The sequence below is a fragment of the Glycomyces sp. NPDC050141 genome, assembly GCF_055586545.1.
Map to the genome: position 1 here is coordinate 91,865 of NZ_JBVJHZ010000018.1, position 16,547 is coordinate 108,411.

18 protein-coding genes are annotated in these 16,547 nt (G+C 69.0%); 8 read left to right on the plus strand and 10 right to left on the minus strand.

Going from position 1 to position 16,547, the window contains the following annotated elements; translation table 11 throughout:
* Nucleotides 1-7 precede the first annotated feature (7 nt).
* The gene (trmB, locus tag ACZ60M_RS13155) at nt 8-697 is read left to right on the plus strand and encodes a tRNA (guanosine(46)-N7)-methyltransferase TrmB (protein WP_465417717.1); all 690 of its coding nucleotides are present in this window, start codon (nt 8-10) and stop codon (nt 695-697) included.
* Here the strand turns inward: trmB and ACZ60M_RS13160 are convergent.
* The 8 genes from ACZ60M_RS13160 to ACZ60M_RS13195 form a co-directional block, all read right to left on the minus strand.
* Complete coding sequence (locus tag ACZ60M_RS13160) at nt 694-1,935, minus strand: deoxyguanosinetriphosphate triphosphohydrolase (protein WP_465417719.1); 1,242 nt, start codon at nt 1,933-1,935, stop codon at nt 694-696. The genes trmB and ACZ60M_RS13160 overlap by 4 nt on opposite strands.
* 84 nt (nt 1,936-2,019) lie before the next feature.
* Nucleotides 2,020-3,786, minus strand: a complete 1,767-nt coding sequence (locus ACZ60M_RS13165) for a hypothetical protein (RefSeq protein ID WP_465417720.1) — start codon at nt 3,784-3,786, stop codon at nt 2,020-2,022.
* A 91-nt stretch (nt 3,787-3,877) separates the two neighbouring features.
* A complete protein-coding gene (locus ACZ60M_RS13170; RefSeq protein ID WP_465417721.1) occupies nt 3,878-4,636 on the minus strand; it encodes an MBL fold metallo-hydrolase in 759 nt (252 codons plus the stop codon).
* Nucleotides 4,637-4,642: 6 nt separating this feature from the next.
* Nucleotides 4,643-5,446: a glutamate racemase gene (gene murI, locus ACZ60M_RS13175; RefSeq protein WP_465417723.1), complete on the minus strand. Its 804-nt coding sequence runs from the start codon at nt 5,444-5,446 to the stop codon at nt 4,643-4,645.
* Nucleotides 5,447-5,699: 253 nt separating this feature from the next.
* Nucleotides 5,700-6,161: a hypothetical protein gene (locus ACZ60M_RS13180; RefSeq protein ID WP_465417724.1), complete on the minus strand. Its 462-nt coding sequence runs from the start codon at nt 6,159-6,161 to the stop codon at nt 5,700-5,702.
* Between the two features lie 229 nt (nt 6,162-6,390).
* The gene (locus ACZ60M_RS13185; RefSeq protein WP_465417726.1) at nt 6,391-7,341 is read right to left on the minus strand and encodes a PLP-dependent cysteine synthase family protein; all 951 of its coding nucleotides are present in this window, start codon (nt 7,339-7,341) and stop codon (nt 6,391-6,393) included.
* A 19-nt stretch (nt 7,342-7,360) separates the two neighbouring features.
* Nucleotides 7,361-7,639 (minus strand): MoaD/ThiS family protein, encoded by a 279-nt coding sequence (locus tag ACZ60M_RS13190; protein ID WP_465417728.1) that lies wholly within the window; start codon nt 7,637-7,639, stop codon nt 7,361-7,363.
* Nucleotides 7,640-7,750: 111 nt separating this feature from the next.
* A complete protein-coding gene (locus ACZ60M_RS13195; protein ID WP_465417730.1) occupies nt 7,751-8,233 on the minus strand; it encodes a M67 family metallopeptidase in 483 nt (160 codons plus the stop codon).
* A 157-nt stretch (nt 8,234-8,390) separates the two neighbouring features.
* Between ACZ60M_RS13195 and ACZ60M_RS13200 the strand changes: the two genes are divergently transcribed.
* From ACZ60M_RS13200 to ACZ60M_RS13230, 7 genes are all read left to right on the plus strand, one after another.
* Nucleotides 8,391-9,686 (plus strand): nicotinate phosphoribosyltransferase, encoded by a 1,296-nt coding sequence (locus ACZ60M_RS13200; protein WP_465417732.1) that lies wholly within the window; start codon nt 8,391-8,393, stop codon nt 9,684-9,686.
* Nucleotides 9,687-9,791: 105 nt separating this feature from the next.
* On the plus strand, nt 9,792-10,568 hold the full coding sequence (locus ACZ60M_RS13205; protein WP_465417734.1) for a sporulation protein: 777 nt from the start codon (nt 9,792-9,794) through the stop codon (nt 10,566-10,568).
* A gap of 198 nt (nt 10,569-10,766) precedes the next feature.
* Entirely contained in the window at nt 10,767-11,285 is a 519-nt protein-coding gene (locus ACZ60M_RS13210; protein WP_465417735.1) for an EXLDI protein, read from the plus strand.
* A 336-nt stretch (nt 11,286-11,621) separates the two neighbouring features.
* Nucleotides 11,622-12,578 carry an ATP-binding cassette domain-containing protein gene (locus tag ACZ60M_RS13215; RefSeq protein WP_465417737.1) on the plus strand — a complete coding sequence of 319 codons (957 nt, stop codon included), beginning with the start codon at nt 11,622-11,624 and terminating at the stop codon, nt 12,576-12,578.
* Nucleotides 12,579-12,622: 44 nt separating this feature from the next.
* Nucleotides 12,623-13,408, plus strand: a complete 786-nt coding sequence (locus ACZ60M_RS13220) for an ABC transporter permease (protein WP_465417739.1) — start codon at nt 12,623-12,625, stop codon at nt 13,406-13,408.
* A gap of 222 nt (nt 13,409-13,630) precedes the next feature.
* Entirely contained in the window at nt 13,631-13,861 is a 231-nt protein-coding gene (locus ACZ60M_RS13225; protein WP_465417740.1) for a DUF4287 domain-containing protein, read from the plus strand.
* A gap of 136 nt (nt 13,862-13,997) precedes the next feature.
* A complete protein-coding gene (locus ACZ60M_RS13230) occupies nt 13,998-14,918 on the plus strand; it encodes an alpha/beta fold hydrolase (protein WP_465417741.1) in 921 nt (306 codons plus the stop codon).
* Here the strand turns inward: ACZ60M_RS13230 and ACZ60M_RS13235 are convergent.
* Both ACZ60M_RS13235 and ACZ60M_RS13240 read right to left on the minus strand, forming a co-directional pair.
* Nucleotides 14,872-15,279 (minus strand): DUF397 domain-containing protein, encoded by a 408-nt coding sequence (locus tag ACZ60M_RS13235; protein WP_465417743.1) that lies wholly within the window; start codon nt 15,277-15,279, stop codon nt 14,872-14,874. The two genes, ACZ60M_RS13230 and ACZ60M_RS13235, sit on opposite strands and share 47 nt — an antisense overlap.
* On the minus strand, nt 15,254-16,081 hold the full coding sequence (locus ACZ60M_RS13240; protein WP_465417745.1) for a Scr1 family TA system antitoxin-like transcriptional regulator: 828 nt from the start codon (nt 16,079-16,081) through the stop codon (nt 15,254-15,256). Before ACZ60M_RS13240 ends, ACZ60M_RS13235 begins: the two co-directional genes overlap by 26 nt.
* Nucleotides 16,082-16,547: the final 466 nt, after the last annotated feature.

Consider the following 16,547-nt stretch of genomic DNA (forward strand, 5'->3'; position numbering starts at 1 on the left):
CCCGGTTATGCCTGATGAGGAACCGCAGCACCGCCACATCCTGACGTTCAACTTCCGTCAAGGACGCAACAAGCCCCGCCACGACGACGCGTTCGCGTCCCTGTGGCCGGACTTCGGCCTGGACTGGAAACCCGAGCACGGCCGGATCGACTTCCCGGCGCTGTTCGAGCGCACCGCCCCCCTGATCCTGGAGATCGGCTCGGGCAACGGCGAGGCGACCGCCGCGATGTGCGCGGCAGACCGGGACCGCGACCTCCTCGCGGTCGAGGTCTACCCGCAGGGCATCGCCGACCTCATGGCGCGCGGCTTCGAGCAGCAGCTCGACAACCTGCGCGTGTACCAGGGCGACGCGCTGCCCCTCATGTGGCACGGCATCGCGCCCGGGTCGCTCGACGAGATCCGCGTGTACTTCCCCGACCCGTGGCCGAAGAAGCGCCACCACAAGCGCCGCATCATCCAGACCGCGCACGTCCAGACCATGGCCGGCCTGCTGCGCCCGGGCGGCCTCATCCACTGCGCCACCGACATCGCCGACTACGCCGAGCAGATGCTCGAAGTGCTCACGGCCGAACCGGCCCTGGAGAACACCGCCGACGGCTACGCCCCGCGCCCCGAGCACCGCCCGATCACGAAGTTCGAACGCCGCGGCGTCAAAGCGGGCCGCGACATCTTCGACCTGCTCTTCCGCAAGCGCTAAGCCGTGAGGCGGCGGTGCCAGGCCGCTGCTGAGGCGTCGGTGAGGGACGCGACCTGGTCGATGGCGACGCGCAGCCGCGCGGCGTCGTCCGAGGCGAGCTTCCACGACTCGGCGAACATGGGCTCCAGGGCGTCCGGGCCCCGGTCGCACAGGACCGCGACGAGTTCCTGCAGGATCTCGCGCTGGCGGGTGTACCAGGATTCGTCGCTGCGCGGCTGCATGACGTAGCACCAGGCGATGCCTTTGAGCAGGGCGCATTGGACGCGTTCGCGTTCGGGGACGACGAGGTCGGCGTCGTAGCGGTGGAGGCGGCCGTCGCCGAACTGGGCGCGGGTGGCCGAGGCGGCGGCGTTCACGAAGCGGCCCACCATGGTCGAGGTGAAGTTCTTGACCGAGACCATCGCGCCGAACGAGCCGTCGTAGTCGTGGATGCCGGCCAGGACCGGGTCGGCCAGGAGCTCGCGGAGCGCTTCGCCGAGGTGGGCGGGCGATTCGTCGCTGTAGCGGCCGGTGACGGCCTCGCAGACGCGGGCCTGCTCGTCGGGGTCGCGCATGAGCTCGGCGAGGTTGATGTAGCCGCCGTGGAGGCCGTCCTCGACGTCGTGCACCGAGTAGGCGACGTCGTCGGACCAGTCCATCACTTGGGCCTCAAGGCATTTGACGCCTTCGGGGGCGCCGCCGCGCAGCCACGCGAAGACGGGCAGGTCGTCCTCGTAGGCCCCGAACTTGCGCACTCCCGGGCGGGCGGACCACGGGTACTTGCAGGTCGCGTCGAGCGAGGCGCGGGTGAGGTTGAGGCCCACGGAGCGGCCGTTCCCGTCGAGCACCTTCGCTTCGAGGCGGGCGAGGACGCGGAGGGTCTGGGCGTTGCCCTCGAAGCCGCCGCAGGGCCCGGCGATCTCGTGGAGGGCGTCTTCGCCGTTGTGCCCGAACGGCGGGTGGCCGAGGTCGTGGGCGAGCCCGGCCACGTCGACGACGTCGGGGTAGCAGCCGAGCGCGGAGCCCATCTCGCGGGAGATCTGGGCGACCTCGAGGGAGTGGGTGAGGCGCGTGCGCAGGAAGTCGTCGGTGCCGGCGGTGTGCACCTGGGTCTTGTCGGCGAGGCGGCGGAACCCGGCGGAGTGGAGGATGCGGGCGCGGTCGCGCTGGAACGGGGTGCGGACCGAGTCCGGCTCGGCGACCAGCCGCTCCTCGGCGGGCCAGCGCGCCTGGAGGCTGCGGAGAACGGGATCGGTCACGCCATCGAGCGTAGCGCGGCCGATCCCGTCCTTTGAGGTGTTGATCCCTCGTGATGCGCGGTGTTCATCCCGCGGCGGGGAGTGTTAATCCTTCAGGTAGAGGCGCATGACGCCGGTGCCGTCGCCGTCCTGGGCGCCGTGGGCCCAGGCGAAGGCCGAGAGCGGTTCGAGGCCGGAGTAGTCCTCGGGGTCGCCTTCGACGATGCTCGCGAGGTCGACCCAGGCGATGACGGAGCACTCGGCGGGGGCGTTCCCGGAGAAGTCGCGGAAGCGGTCGTCGTCGGCGAGCTTGCCTTCGGCGGTCGCGGACCCGGTGTAGCTGAGCTCGGAGCCGTCCACTTCGACGCCTTCGGGGAGGGGTTCGCCCTCGCTCCAGGTCGCGATGAGGTCTTCGAGCTCGGCGGCGCGGTCCTCGGCGAGGTGCGCGGCGAAGAACAGCGAGTCGGGGTCGAAGTCCTCGCTGGCGTCGACGTCGGCGCCGCCGGTGAGGGTGGCTCCGGCGAGGAGGCCCGCGAAGTCGCCCACGGCGGTCTCCATCTCGCCGAAGTCGGGGCCGTAGGTCTCCTCGACGTACGGGTCGTCCTCGGTCCCGGCGGACCAGTAGCGGGCGTCGAGCTCCCAGTAGCGCTCCTCGTCCTCGGCGGCGAGGGTGTCGGCCCAGTACTGGGCGTCGAGCTCCATGTACTCGGCGTACTCGGCGTCGGTGAGCGGCGCTTCGACCGCTTCGGCCTCGGCTTCGACGCCGTAGAACTCCTCGAAGAAACCGAGCCAGCCCTGGGTGATCTCGTCGATGTTCTCGGGGACGTAGGCGGCGACGGCGAGGTCGGCGGCGGGCTGCTCGCCCATGGTGTCCATGAGGCCCTCGGTGCCGGTCCACAGGTGTGCGGCGTCGCCGAACATCCGGTAGGTGACCTGGAAGCCCTGGTCGAACGCGGAGAAGCCGTAGATGACGTGGCCGGAGTAGAGGTCCTTGACGGCGTCGCCCTCGGCGCCGGTGGTCATCTCGGCGAGGTCGCCGACGGCCTCCATGTCGATCCAGTGGACGAGGATCTGGTCCTCGTCGAGCCACTGGCGGGCCTCGCTGTACTGGTCGGATTCGGCGAGGGGCTGGTCGGCGGCCTCGGTCGAGGCGGCGGCGAGCGCGTCGGCCGCGCCCTCCTCGCCGATGACGACGAGGACGTGGTCGTCCTCGACCTTGTAGGCGAACTGCTCCTCTTCGGTGCCGGCGGCGCTGCGGATCTGGGCCATGCCGTCCTCGGCGGCGTCCGCGTCGGTGCTGGCGAGGCTCAGGACGGCGTAGGTCTGGCCGTCGTGGTCCCAGGTGGCGAGGCCGTGGCGGAGGCCGAGCCAGGAGTTGACGTCCTCCTCGGCGTCGACGCCTTCGATGCCGGACTCCTCGATGAAGCCGTCGATGAGCTCGTCGGTGTCGTCGTAGTCCTCGAGGTCGTCGAACTTCTGGAGGTGCTCCAGGAGCTTCGGGGTCTGGTCGAAGGACGGGTCGAGGTTGAGCTCGACGTACATGCTCGCGGTGGCCGGGAAGCTCTCGGCCGGGTCCGGGCCGCGGTTGAGGACGAACTTGAACAGGACGACGGCGCCGACGGCGGCGAGGAGCACGACGGAGAGGATCGCGGCTACGGCGACCTTCGGGCCGCGCCCGCGTCCGTTCCTGGAGGGCGGCACGGGGACCGGCGTGTAAGCGCCCGGCGGCATGTAGGCCCCCGGCGGCTGCTGCGGAACTCCCGGTTCCACATAGGGCTGGGGCTGGTACGCGCCCGGCGGCGGCCCGTAGGCGCCCGGGGGCGGCTGGTTGGGGTCGCCGGGGTACGGCTGGGGGCTGGCATCGCTCGACATCCTTCGACGCTACGGCCGCTGTGCAACAGCCGTATCCCGGGAACGTGCCAGATGCGACACCGCCCGGCGGGCCGGTGAGCGAACGGTGCCTTTAGAACTCGTAGACCTGGCCGGGGCGGACGACCTCGACGGGCCCGGTGTAGGCGGCGCGGGCCTCGGCGAGGGTCTGGTCCTTGGCGTTCCAGGGTTCGACGAGGTGGGTCAGGAGCAGGCGGGCGGCCCCGGACTTCGTGGCGTACTCGCCCGCTTCCTTACCCGTCAGGTGCACGTCCTTCGGGTTGTCGCGGCCCTCCAGGTAGGAGGCCTCGGCGAGGAGCACGTCGCAATGGGTCGCGAGCGTCTCCAGGGCCTGGCAGGGCCCGGAGTCGGAGGTGTACGCGAGGGAGGACCCGGCGTGCTCGACGCGGAGGCCGAAGGTCTCCACGGGGTGGGCGACGCGCTCGGCGGTGACGGTGAGCGGGCCCAGGTCGAACGTGCCGGACTGGAGCTCGCGGAAGTCGTAGACGTCGCGCATGTTCGGGCTGCACAGCTCGCCCTGGCCGCCGTACGCGGCGACGATGCGGTCGGCGACGCCGGTGGGGCCGTAGAGCGGCAGCGGGTGCCCGGGCGCGTTCGAGGCGTAGCGGCGCATGACGGCGTACGCGCAGGCGTCGAAGAAGTGGTCGGCGTGCAGGTGGGTGACGATGACCGCGTCGATCAGGTGCGGGTCGAGGTGCTTCTGCAGTTCACCGAGCGAGCCGGTGCCGAAGTCGATGAGCAGCCGGTAGCCGCCCGCTTCGACCAGGTAGGCCGAGCAGGGGGTGTCGGGTGCCGGGAATGAGCCGGCGCAGCCGATAACCGTCAGTTTCATGGCAGATCACACCTTGTCCAGTACGGCCGCCGCCGCGTTCGGGAACAGGTTCCCCAGGAACCGGCGCGCGGTCCTGGTGAAGGCCTCCGGGTCGCCGGTCGCGAGGAACCGGTGCTCGGCGGGTTCGGTGCGGGCGGCCAGGAGGTCGTGGTCGGTGAGCACGCGGTAGAGTTCGCGCGCGCTCTCGCTCGCGGAGTTCACCAGTGTCACGTCCTCTCCCATCACCAGTCCTATGAGTCCCGACAGCAGCGGATAGTGGGTGCAGCCCAAGACGACAGTGTCGACGTCGGACTGCTGTAGCGGCTCAAGGTACCCCTGGGCGAGGCCCAGGAGCTGTCGGCCGGTTGTCACACCGCGTTCCACGAAATCCACGAACGCCGGGCAGGCCACCGCGGTCGCCTTGACGTCCGGGACGGCGTTGAAGGCGTCCAGGTACGCGCCCGAGGAGATCGTGGAGACCGTCCCGATGACCCCGACCCGGCCGGTGCGCGTCGTCGCGACGGCGCGGCGGACGGCGGGCCGGATGACCTCGACGACAGGGATGTCGTAGCGTTCGCGGATGTCGGCCAGCGAAGCCGCCGCGGCGGAGTTGCAGGCGATCACGAGCGCTTTGACCTCCTGTTCGACCAGGTGGTCGCAGACGTCGAGCGAGAACTTGCGGACCTCGGCGATGGGCCGGGGGCCGTAAGGGACATGGGCGGTGTCGCCGACGTAGACCAGTTGCTCGGCGGGCAGCAGTTCGCTGATCGATCGGGCGACGGTCAGGCCTCCGACACCGGAGTCGAAGATCCCGATGGGCGCGTCGTTCATGGGCTCCGAGCGTACGTCCAAACGGGCCTGGAACGCCCCTGCTCGTCACGGGAATGTCGCCAAAATGACAGGGTGGCGATCGCCACAGAATCGGTGTTCTCGTGGCGTTCATGTCGGACCCGTGGGCGAGAGTCGAGGCAGGCGTGATCTACCCACCCTGGGCGGGAAGTCCGCCCGCGCCGGGCCGCGCCTCCCCGCGCGCGCCGCTTCGCTTGCGCGGCAAGGCCCTCGCGGGCCCGGTGGTGCGGGTCGGCTAGGCGCGCAGCATGACGAACGCGGCGAACAGCGTGATCGTGGAGGCGGCCATGAACATCCACGGCACGCCCTTGAAGCGCAGCGTCGCGAAGGCCATCATCGCCAGGAGCATGCCGATCACGCCGCAGGAGATGAACGCCGGGGTGAACCAGGCGGGGCTCTCGCCGAAGACGCGGAACAGGCCGACGATCGCGGTGGCGACACCGGCGAGCACGAGGACGAGCGCCCACGAGGCGACACCGGCGAGGCGCCGCAGGCGCACCGCGGGCTTCTCGGGGCGCAGCGGCGCGGCGTCCTTCGCAGAGGCGATGCCGCCCTGGATGCTGCCGAGGGCGCCGGAACTGGTCGGCGTCGGGTCGTCAAGTGCCGCAGTGCTCTGCGGCGCCGAGCCTTGCCGGGGCAGCCCGCCCGGCTTGCGGAGCGAGACGGAACGCAGCTTGAGCTTGCCGGCGGAACTCATGCGGCCAGGCTAGCAAGCCACTGAGGACGCCTCAGGATCGCACCGCGGCCGTGCGGCCGAAATCGCCGAAACCGGAAACAACCAAACGGCCGGGCCGCGCAATGTCGTACCCGCAGCGCACCCTTGCACGAGGGGCGACGGAATCGACACACCCGACCCCGGGTGGCGGTCACCGCAAACGAAACGGCCAGGCCGCGCTTTCGCGCTGCCCGGCCGTTCGCTCGTTCCGTTACGCCCAGACCTGGCCGTCGAGGGCGTTCGCCGCCTCGTCCAGGCCGTCCGAGTACGCACCCGTCGACAGGTACTTCCAGCCGCCGTCGGCCACCAGCATCGCGATGTCCGCCGACCGGCCCGCCTTCGCGGCCTCGCGCGCCAGCGCGAGCCCCGCGTGGAGCACCGCGCCCGTGGAGAGCCCCACGAACAGGCCCTCCTCGCTGAGGATCTCGCGGGTCCGCCGCAGCGCGTCCTCGGTCCCGACCGACAGCCGCCGGTCGAGCACCTTCTCGTCGTACAGCTCGGGCACGAACCCCTCGTCGAGGTTCCGCAGCCCGTACACCAGCTCGCCGTAGCGCGGCTCGGCCGCGACGATCTGGACGCCCGGCGCCTGCTCGCGCAGGTACCGGCCGACGCCCATGAGCGTCGCCGTCGTCCCCAGCCCCGCCACGAAATGCGTGATCTCAGGCAGGTCCCGCAGCAGCTCCGGCCCGGTGCCCTCGTAATGCGCGGCCGCGTTCGCCGGGTTCGCGTACTGGTTGAGCATCACCAGGTCGGGGCGTTCGGCACTCATCGCGCGCGCCTTCGCCACGGCCGCGTTCGACCCGCCCGCGGCCGGGGAGAACACGATCTCAGCGCCGAACGCGGCCAGCAGCTGCCGCCGCTCCACCGAGGTGTTCTCGGGCATGACGGCGATGAGCTTGTAGCCCTTGCGCCGCGCCAGCATCGCCACCGCGATGCCGGTGTTCCCCGAGGTCGGCTCGAGGATCGTCGAACCGGGCCGGAGAAGCCCGTCGGCCTCGGCGGCCTCGATCATCTTCGCGGCGACCCGGTCCTTGACCGAGCCGGTCGGGTTCGCGCCCTCGAGCTTCACCCACAGCCGGACGTCCGGCGAGGGCGAGAGCCGCGGGAGTCCGACGAGCGGCGTGTCGCCGAGCGTCGCGGTGATGTCCGTGAAGCGTGCCACGGCCGGTCCCTTCTGCGAACTACATGCCGCCCGCGACGGCGGGGAGGATGGTGACCTGGTCGCCGTCGGCGAGCGCCGCGCCGAGCCCGCCGATGAACCGCACGTCCTCGTCGTTGATGTACACGTTCACGAAGCGGTGCAGCGTGCCCTCGTCGGTGACGACGCGGCCCTTGAGGCCGGCGTGCTGCGAGTCGAGGCTGTCGAACAGCTTCGCGAGCGTGTCGCCCTCGCCTTTGACGAGCTTCTGGCCGCCGGTGTGGGTGCGGAGGATGGTGGGGACGCGGACTTCAACGGACATGATGGATTTCCTTCGATTCTCGGAACAGCCCGGCAGGGGCCGTCGATATGGCTGGTGCGCAGCGGGAACTGCATACTGCATGGCGAACGCCGGGCCGGGCCCGGCGGGAACTCAGGAACAGTCGTAGACCGTCGAGTCGGGGGTGTGCGCGAACTTGTAGCTCTGCACCGCTTCCGGGGCGCCGTGGACCTCGATGGGCTCCTCGGTGATCACCTCGTCGGCGATGCGGAACGACCTGACCTCGGCGATGTCCGGGTCCTTGGTCGTCACCAGCACGTAGTGCGCGCCCGGCAGCCCCAGCTGCGAGGCGATCCCCGCGTCGGAACGCGAAGGATAGGCCTCGGTGTGGGTGTGCGAGTGGTAGGCCACGACGACTTCCTCGTCGTTGTCCCACATCTGGTCGTAGACCTGCTTCCACTCCTCCGAGTCGAACTCGTAGAAGGTCGTGGAGCGGGCAGCGTTGACCATCGGGACGTGCCTCTTCGGCTCTCCCGTGCCCTCGGGGCCCGCGATGAGGCCGCACGCCTCGTCGGGGTGGTCAGCCCGGGCGTGCGCGACCATCGCCTCGACCAGTTCATGCGCGATCCGCAACACGCAAGCAAGCGTACACGCGGCGCGAGGAGGCCAGAAGCCCTCGCTCAGACCGTGAGACACACCCCTCCACCTGCAACTGGAGGGAATAAACGGGCGGGCGTGAACACCGCTCGCGCACGCGGCCCACCGGCCCCGCAGGTGCATTACGCTCACCACTATGTCCGTCACGCTGCCGCGCACGCCCCTGTACACCGACCACTACGAGTACACGATGCTCGAAGCGGCCCTCCGCGACGGCACCGCCGAGCTGCCTTGCGTCTTCGAGGTCTTCGGCCGCCGCCTCCCCACCGGCCGCCGCTACGGCGTCGTCGCCGGGATCGGGCGCCTCTCCGAGGCCATCGAGCGGTTCCGCTTCGAGGACTCGGACCTCGACGACCTCACCTCCCGCGGCGTCGTCAAGGAGTCGACGGCCGCATGGCTCGCCGACTACCGCTTCAAAGGCGACATCGACGTCTACGCCGAAGGGGAGCTGTACTTCCCCGGCTCCCCCATCGTGACCGTATCCGGGACGTTCGCCGAGTGCGTGCTCCTGGAGACCCTGACCCTCTCGATCCTCAACCACGACAGCGCGATCGCCAGCGCCGCCGCCCGCATGGTCACCGCCGCGCGGGGCCGCCCGATCCTGGAGATGGGGTCGCGGCGCACGCACGAGGCGGCGGCGATCGCCGCGTCGCGGGCCGCGTACCTGTCCGGGTTCGTGGCGACCTCGAACCTGGAGGCGGGGCGGCGCTACGGCGTGCCGACGTCGGGGACGAGCGCGCACGCGTTCACGCTGCTGCACAAGTCCGAGGTGGAGGCGTTCCAGGCGCAGATCGACGCGTTCGGCACCGACACGACGCTGCTGGTGGACACGTACGACATCACGCAGGGCATCCGGAACGCGATCGAGGTGGCCGGGCCGCGCCTACGGGCCATCCGCATCGACTCGGGCGACCTGGACGTGATGGCCACGGGCGCACGCGAACAGCTCGACGGGCTGGGCGCGCTCGACACGAAGATCGTCGTCTCGGGCGACTTGGACGAGTTCTCGATCGCGGCGCTGGCGGCGGCCCCTGTGGACATCTACGGGGCGGGCACGGCGGTCGTGGTCGGCTCGGGCGCGCCGACGGCGCAGCTGGTATACAAACTGGTCGAAGTGGAGGGACGCCCGGTCGCGAAGCGCTCGGAGCACAAGGGCACCAACGGGGGTCGCAAGATCGCGGTGCGCCGCCACAAGCCGACGGGCACGGCGGTCGAGGAGGTCGTGGTGTCGCAGGGGGAGCCCGCTTCGCACCCCGGGGACAAGCGGCTGCAGGTGCCGCTGTTCCGCGGCGGGGAGCTGGTGGGGCAGCCGTCGCTGGAGGAGTCGCGGGAGCTGCTGCGCCAGCGGCTCATCTCGATCCCTTGGGAGGGGCTGAAACTCTCGCCCGGCGATCCGGCGATTCCGGTGGTCCAGCTGCACGGGGGCGAATAGCGGCGGCGCTTTCGGGATACGATCGGTGCGCCCCTGTCCGCGTTCCCACCCCGCTGTGGCCTTCTTTACGACAGTGCCTTCGTATCCCCGAAAGGAACCGCCCCAATGGTGTTCAGCAAGCTCAAGGCCATTCTCGGTAGTGGCATCCAAGTCGACACGCTCCTGCACGAGAAGCACGTGGTCCCCGGCGGTGTCCTGAAGGGCGAGGTGCGGATCTCCGGCGCCGAAGTGGACGCCGCGGTGGAGAGCGTCGCGATCGAGTTCACGGCCCTGGTCGAGGACGACAGCAAGGGCGAGGACGCGGCCGGCGTCGTGCACGACTACTTCAAGGCCGAGATCTCGGGCAAGTTCGACCTGGCGAAGGGCACGGCGCACCCGATCCCGTTCGAGGTGCAGGTGCCTTGGGAGACGCCGTTCAACAACGTCGACCAGCGCCCGCTGGTGGGCGGCATGAAGCTCGGCGTCTCGACGCACCTGTCGCTGGACCAGGCCCTGGACAAGGGCGACCTGGACTGGCTGACGGTGGAGGCGCTGCCGGTGCACAAGGCGGTCTGGGAGGCGCTGGAGGCCTTGGGCTTCGCGTTCCAGGAGACCGACCTGGAGCTGGGCACGATCCAGGGCGCGACGGTGCCGTTCTACCAGGAGGTCGAGTTCTGGGCGACCGAGGGCGAGTTCCACGGCCGCATCCGCGAGCTGGAGGTCGTGTTCGTGGCGGGCGAGGCGAACACGGACGTGGTGTTCGCCGCCGACAACTCGGCGGAGCTCCTGGCGCCGGACCTGAACTCGACGATCCGGTTCTCGCTGCCGAGCGCCGCGCCCGGTGACGTGACCGAGACGGTGAAGGCGCAGCTGACGCAGCTGGCGGCCCAGAAGGGCGCATAAGCCCAGGTCAACGCTTCGGAGGGCGGTTCCGCGACGTGTCGCGGGGCCGCCCTTCGGCGTGCTCTGCACCTTTGCGGCTTCGCAAGCGTGCGCCGCGGCCGAAAAGAAATCGGGGATCGGGCTTGCACATGGCCTACGTATACGTATAGTCTCTACGTATACCGAGAACGACCCCTGGAAGGAGGTTAAGATGCCGTCATGCCCAACAAGACGATCTACGTCGCCGACAAGGACCTGCCCCTCTACACCCGAGCGCAGGAACTCGCGGGAGGCAACCTCTCCAAGGCGATCTCGACGGCGCTCAAGCGCTACGTCGACGCCGAGGAGGGCCGCCTGGAGGGCTACGAGGAGATCACCGTCCCCGTCGGCCCGGGCTCCGGACGCAAACGCCAGCGCCAGCGCTTCACCGGCGTCAAGATCGGCGAATGGGTCCGCTCGAACGAGAAGAAGGCGGAGATCTACCGGGTCTACCGCTCCCGCTCGGGCAAGTTCGTGATCCACATCGAGAAGACGCCCGACTACGTCCACGAGACGAACGAGACCGGCTGGCGCAAGCTCCTCGGCTTCGGCGAGCAGAGCTACGCCATGAACTACGGGGACGCCACCCTCGAGGTCGTCGACACGCTCGACGAGCTCAAGGCGAAGATCCCGGCCGAGCTGTACCAGATGGTCGCCGCCACGGCGGAAGCGCCGCCGGTGCAGGACCTCGACATCTAGCCGGACCGGCACCGCCTCCGTCGACCTGACGGCCCCGGGCACGTCCCGGTAGCCGACCGCACCCTCCGCAAGGCACGCCCGCCGGGGCGGAGCCCTGCCCACCGACAGTCCACATTGCACTGTCACTGATCCCGGACATCGAGGTGAAACCGTGTTCGACCTGGGAATGGTGCTCACGCTCTACCCGCCGCCGCACCGGCTTTCACCGGAACTGACGCCACGTCAGGTCGATGTCAGCGCCATGTCAGCGGCCCCGGCCAAAGTACTCACATGCCCGGCGAGGGAAACCGAACCGGAACCGGAACAAGAACCAGAAGACCCCCGAAAGCAGGAATCATGACCACCCAGCCGATCGCCATCGAAGCCCGCAACCTCACCAAGTCCTACGGCGAGAAGTCCGTCCTCGGCGGCGTCGACATCTCCGTCCCCGAAGGCACCATCTTCTCCCTGCTCGGCCCCAACGGCGCCGGCAAGACCACGACGGTCAACATCCTCACGACCCTCATCCCCGCCAGCGGCGGCGACGCGTTCATCAACGGCAACCACGTCGTGGGCGATGCCGACGCGGTGCGCAAGAGCATCGGCGTCACCGGCCAGTTCGCGGCCGTCGACGGCCTGCTCACCGGCCGCGAGAACCTTCACCTCATGGGTCGCCTGCACCACCTGGGCAAGGCGGAGACCAAGCGCCGCACCGAGGACCTGCTGGAGCGGTTCGACCTCATGGACGCCGCCAAGCGCGCCCCGGCCACCTACTCGGGTGGCATGAAGCGCCGCCTCGACATCGCGATGTGCCTCATGGGCGACCCGAAGGTGATCTTCCTGGACGAGCCGACCACCGGCCTCGACCCGGCCGGCCGCCGCGTCGTCTGGTCGATCATCCGCGAACTCGTCAAGGGCGGCACCACGATCTTCCTGACCACGCAGTACCTCGAGGAGGCCGACGAGCTGGCCGACAAGATCGCGGTCCTCAACGGCGGCAAGATCGTCGCCGAGGGCACGCCGGAGGAGCTCAAGCGACTCGTCCCCGGCGGCCACGTCAAACTCCGGCTGCACCGCGGCGACCAGGTCCAGAAGGCCGTGGAGATCCTCGCCGCCACCGTCTCCGACACGGACCCGCTCGGCGTCCAGGTCGCCGCGGACGGCTCGGTCGAATCGCTGCGCAAGATCCTCGACACCATCGACCGCGAGGGCATCGAGGTCGACGAGCTCACCGTGCACACGCCGGACCTCGACGACGTCTTCCTGACCCTCACCGGCCACACCACGAACATCGAAGCCGCGGTCTCCGCGTAACCCGCCCCCTGAACCTTTCACCAACGCCCACAAGGAGCCTTCCGATGAGCACCCTCGCCTACACCGTTTCCGACACCTCCACGATGCTGCGCCGCCAGTTCAAGCACATGCTGCGATACCCTTCGCTGACCCTCATGCTCGTCGGCATGCCGGTGGTCTTCCTCCTCCTGTTCGTCTACGTCTTCGGCGGGACGATCGGCGACGGCCTCGGCGGCCCGACCGGCGGCCGCGAGGCGTACCTGACCTACCTGACGCCCGGCATGCTCCTGATGGCGGTCGTCGCCGCCGTGCAGGGCACCGCGATCAGCGTGGCCATGGACATGACCGAAGGCATCATCGACCGCTTCCGCACCATGTCGATCGCCCGGGTCTCCGTCCTCACCGGACACGTGATCGCCTCGGTCATCCAGTCGTTCCTGTGCATCGCCGTCACGCTCGGCGTCGCCGTCGCGATCGGCTTCCGCCCCGAGACGGACGCGCTCGGCTGGCTCGGCCTCGCCGGTGTGATGCTGCTGATCTCCTTCGGTCTGACCTGGCTCACCGTCGGACTCGGCATGGCCGCCAAGACCGTCGAGGAAGCCTCGAACACCCCGATGCCGCTGATGCTGCTGCCGTTCTTCGGCTCGGCGTTCGTGCCCACCGACTCGATGCCCACCGTGGTCCAGTACTTCGCCGAGTACCAGCCCTTCACCCCGTTCATCGAGGTCGTCCGGGCGCTCCTGTTCGGCAACGCGGTCGACGGCCTGGACCTGGGCCTGACCATCGCCTGGTCGCTCGCCTTCGCGCTGCTGGGCTACGTGATCTCGAAGAAGAAGTTCAACAAGCGCTAAGCGCCGCAAGCCAACTCGAAACACCCGAGCCCGGCCCCGCACCACGCGGGGCCGGGCTGTTTCCATGCCCGCGCACGCCGGACGGTTCGAACGACCGGAACGCCACCGTCGTCCGGCCCGGCACCGGCCGCGTGACGGCCGGCATAGCAGCGCTCAGGAACGATGAATCCGCGCCGGGGCCCTCGTCTGCACGGGTGTACCGACCACACCTGGAGGACCCGCATGACCGCGCCGCAGCCCAAGGGCCCGCACTCGTACTTCCCCTCGATCGAGCAGAAGTACGGCCGCCCGATCGCCGACTGGCTCGCCGACATCGCCGCGAGCGACCTCGACGGCCACAAGCCCCTCGTCGACTGGCTCAAGGCCGAGCACGGCATGGGACACGGCCACGCGAACGCCCTGGTCACGTACCAGCGCAACCCGGGCAAGTGGCCGGTCTACACCGCCGGATGAGCGAGCGTCCGACCTCGTCCGTGGTCTCGCCGAACATGCCGTCGCCGAGCGGTTGGGACGCGGTCGTCCCCGATGGTGCGGTGCGGGTTTCGGGGCTGCGGTGTCGCCTGGTGCGGGAGTGGTGTACCCATGGGGCATGGTTCTCCCTGCTGCAGTGGTCGCGCCCGTGATGGTCGAAGTCGGTCGAGGACATCGCCTGGCGGTGCGCCGACGCGGGGACGGCGGTGTGCCGCTGCTGCTCGTCCACGGGTTCCCGTGCACCAGCCGGATCTGGTCGCACAACCTGATCCCCTTGGCCGAAGCGGGATTCGACGTGGTCGCCCCGGACCTGCGCGGCTACGGCGACTCCGATTTCGCGCCCGACGACTTCTACGACTTCAACGCGTTCAACACCGACCTGACCGGGCTGCTCGACGCCCTCGGGTGGGACAAGGCCGTCGTGGCCGGGCACGACCTCGGCGCGATGATCGCCATCGACATGGCGACCCGCCACCCCGACCGGGTCGAACGCCTGGTCGTCCTCGACGACTCCATGCCCGAACTCGACGAGGCGTTCACCGCCGCCGGCATCCCGGCCGGACGGCCCAAGCCCGCCGTGTACGACTACCAACGCCGCCAAGGACTCCACGCCGACGAGCTGGTCGCCGAACTCGACACGCCCGAGCGCCGCCGCCGCTACATCGGCGAGTTCTTCGGGCACCGCATGTGGTGCCCGCCCGACGCGTTCGACGAGGACGACCTGGCCTATCTGACCGAGCCCTACGGCGACGCGGCCCGGCTGCGCGCTTCGTTCGCCGACTACGAGGTCGTCATGGGCGCCAGGAAGCTCTCCGCTCCCGAGATGACCGACCGCCCCGTCCCGCACCGGACCCTCGTCCTCGTCGGCGCCGACCAGGTGACCCTCGGCGAGCACATCGAGGAGAAGTGCGCCATCGCCTTCCCCGCCGCGGTCGGCCCCTTCTGGGTCAAGGGCGCCGGGCACTTCATGCCCTGGGAACGGCCCGAGATCGTCAACCGCGCCATCGCCGCATTCTGCGGCGACCTCCTGGCCGCCTGAGACGCAACGAATCGCTCGATGCGCTTCCGCAGCAGCGGTCGACCTCCTCGTACAAAAGCGTGAGCCCGGCCGCGACACATCGCGGCCGGGCTTTGGTTGTAGCCCTTCCTAAGCGGGTGTGGCTCAGGAGGCTCGTCAAGTCACCGGCCGAGAGGTCGAACACCGGGGAGGCGTCGCCGAGCTTCGAGTCGCGGACGTGGAAGCCGTCGCCTTCAGGGCAGGCGGCCAGTTCGACACAGTCCGTGTTGTTGCCCGGTCCGCTGCGCGTGCTCTTACGCCAGGCTCGGCGGAGTTCCACGCAGTTCGAGTCGTTGCCCGGTCCGCTGCGGGGGCTCTTACGCCAAGCCGTTACGTTGGTCATTTAGGTACTCCCTCAGTGGAATCGATTTTGCCCACAGGGCTCGCCAGACTTCATCGTAACGCGCGATCCGGTTGGTCTCTTCGATGCACCAGCTCTCATCGAGAACTTCCGTATAGACGAATGGAGGGCTGCCGAACTCGGCGCCCCCGGGCTTGTATGTCGAAAAAGCGCTTGCGCCTTCGGGGTAGGGACCGGTAAGGATACGGATCTCCCAGCCTGCGATCGAGTTGAGTTCAACCAGGCGGTCGACCTGCCCTTGCCGATGGACGTCCGAGAGCAGCTGGAGGTCCCGGATCGCCTTATCGCCGATAAGCAGCTGTACCTTCGGGTTGTCGGTGCGATTGAGCAGCCCCTCCTGCCGCCCTCGCTTGAACGACCATCCCGGGTTCAGCTCTTCCTGGTTCGTCTTCCATGCCAGGGGCAGGAAATGGAAGTGGTATGCCCGAGTCTGGGCGATGCCCGGGACGAACACCGGCTCCCACTTTCGGATCTGGCCGTTCGAGAGCTCGGCCATGCGCAGGCACATCGCATTGAAGCGGCGGTCGGAGCGGAAGTTCTGCACGTGCTCGTTCTCGGCGATCTGGATCATGTACGCACGCAATTCATCGTCCATGCCGAGATTCGCGGCGAGGGCCCACATCTGGCCGACATCAGGACACTTCTCGCCACGCTCCCACTTGGCGACGGTCTGGTCACTTCGCTTGACGAACCTTCCGACAGCTGACTGACTGAGCTTCCTCTCGAGTCGGCGGATTCGGATTTCCCTGCCCGGGAGCCACTTTGCGAGCCTCGATGATGGCACGGTGGGTTGCCTCCTGCCTCAGCGGATTTCATGCTGGCTTCCAATGATGACATTGCGTTGCAGCAAGGTGGACACCTGTCACAGACGGCACTCCTAAAGCACGCCATACAAATGCACCTATAGAAAACAGGCCCTATTTACTAGGGGTTCAAAGCAAGGCGCTCCCGACTCACGGCAGGAATCACCTGGTCAGCGGCTTGCGCGCTCCGTAGGTTGAAGAGGTCCCGGCTCGGCAGTACGCCAGGGATCTGTCGGATATCCGACAACATCCGAAGTGGAGTGAGTGCAATGAAGACCGCTGAACCTTCCGATCCGCTGCTGCGCGGACGATTCACGGACGGCCGCAATGAGTTCTGCGTCCGCGCATCGAGTGAACCTTTCTCAACCTGAGTGACGCTCTTTGTGGTTGAGAGCGGCGACCGCTCGGGCGATCTGGGTTGCCCGGTGTGGGTCGCAGCGGAGTTTC

Coding starts and splice junctions, on each gene's coding strand:
- ACZ60M_RS13190 (WP_465417728.1), bottom strand. CDS start 7,639: ATGTCCGTTGAAGTCCGCGTCCCCACCATCCTCCGCACCCACACCGGC.
- ACZ60M_RS13235 (WP_465417743.1), bottom strand. CDS start 15,279: ATGACCAACGTAACGGCTTGGCGTAAGAGCCCCCGCAGCGGACCGGGC.
- ACZ60M_RS13215 (WP_465417737.1), top strand. CDS start 11,622: ATGACCACCCAGCCGATCGCCATCGAAGCCCGCAACCTCACCAAGTCC.
- murI (WP_465417723.1), bottom strand. CDS start 5,446: ATGAACGACGCGCCCATCGGGATCTTCGACTCCGGTGTCGGAGGCCTG.
- trmB (WP_465417717.1), top strand. CDS start 8: ATGCCTGATGAGGAACCGCAGCACCGCCACATCCTGACGTTCAACTTC.
- ACZ60M_RS13165 (WP_465417720.1), bottom strand. CDS start 3,786: ATGTCGAGCGATGCCAGCCCCCAGCCGTACCCCGGCGACCCCAACCAG.
- ACZ60M_RS13220 (WP_465417739.1), top strand. CDS start 12,623: ATGAGCACCCTCGCCTACACCGTTTCCGACACCTCCACGATGCTGCGC.
- ACZ60M_RS13210 (WP_465417735.1), top strand. CDS start 10,767: ATGCCCAACAAGACGATCTACGTCGCCGACAAGGACCTGCCCCTCTAC.
- ACZ60M_RS13205 (WP_465417734.1), top strand. CDS start 9,792: ATGGTGTTCAGCAAGCTCAAGGCCATTCTCGGTAGTGGCATCCAAGTC.
- ACZ60M_RS13230 (WP_465417741.1), top strand. CDS start 13,998: ATGGTTCTCCCTGCTGCAGTGGTCGCGCCCGTGATGGTCGAAGTCGGT.
- ACZ60M_RS13200 (WP_465417732.1), top strand. CDS start 8,391: ATGTCCGTCACGCTGCCGCGCACGCCCCTGTACACCGACCACTACGAG.
- ACZ60M_RS13180 (WP_465417724.1), bottom strand. CDS start 6,161: ATGAGTTCCGCCGGCAAGCTCAAGCTGCGTTCCGTCTCGCTCCGCAAG.
- ACZ60M_RS13170 (WP_465417721.1), bottom strand. CDS start 4,636: ATGAAACTGACGGTTATCGGCTGCGCCGGCTCATTCCCGGCACCCGAC.
- ACZ60M_RS13225 (WP_465417740.1), top strand. CDS start 13,631: ATGACCGCGCCGCAGCCCAAGGGCCCGCACTCGTACTTCCCCTCGATC.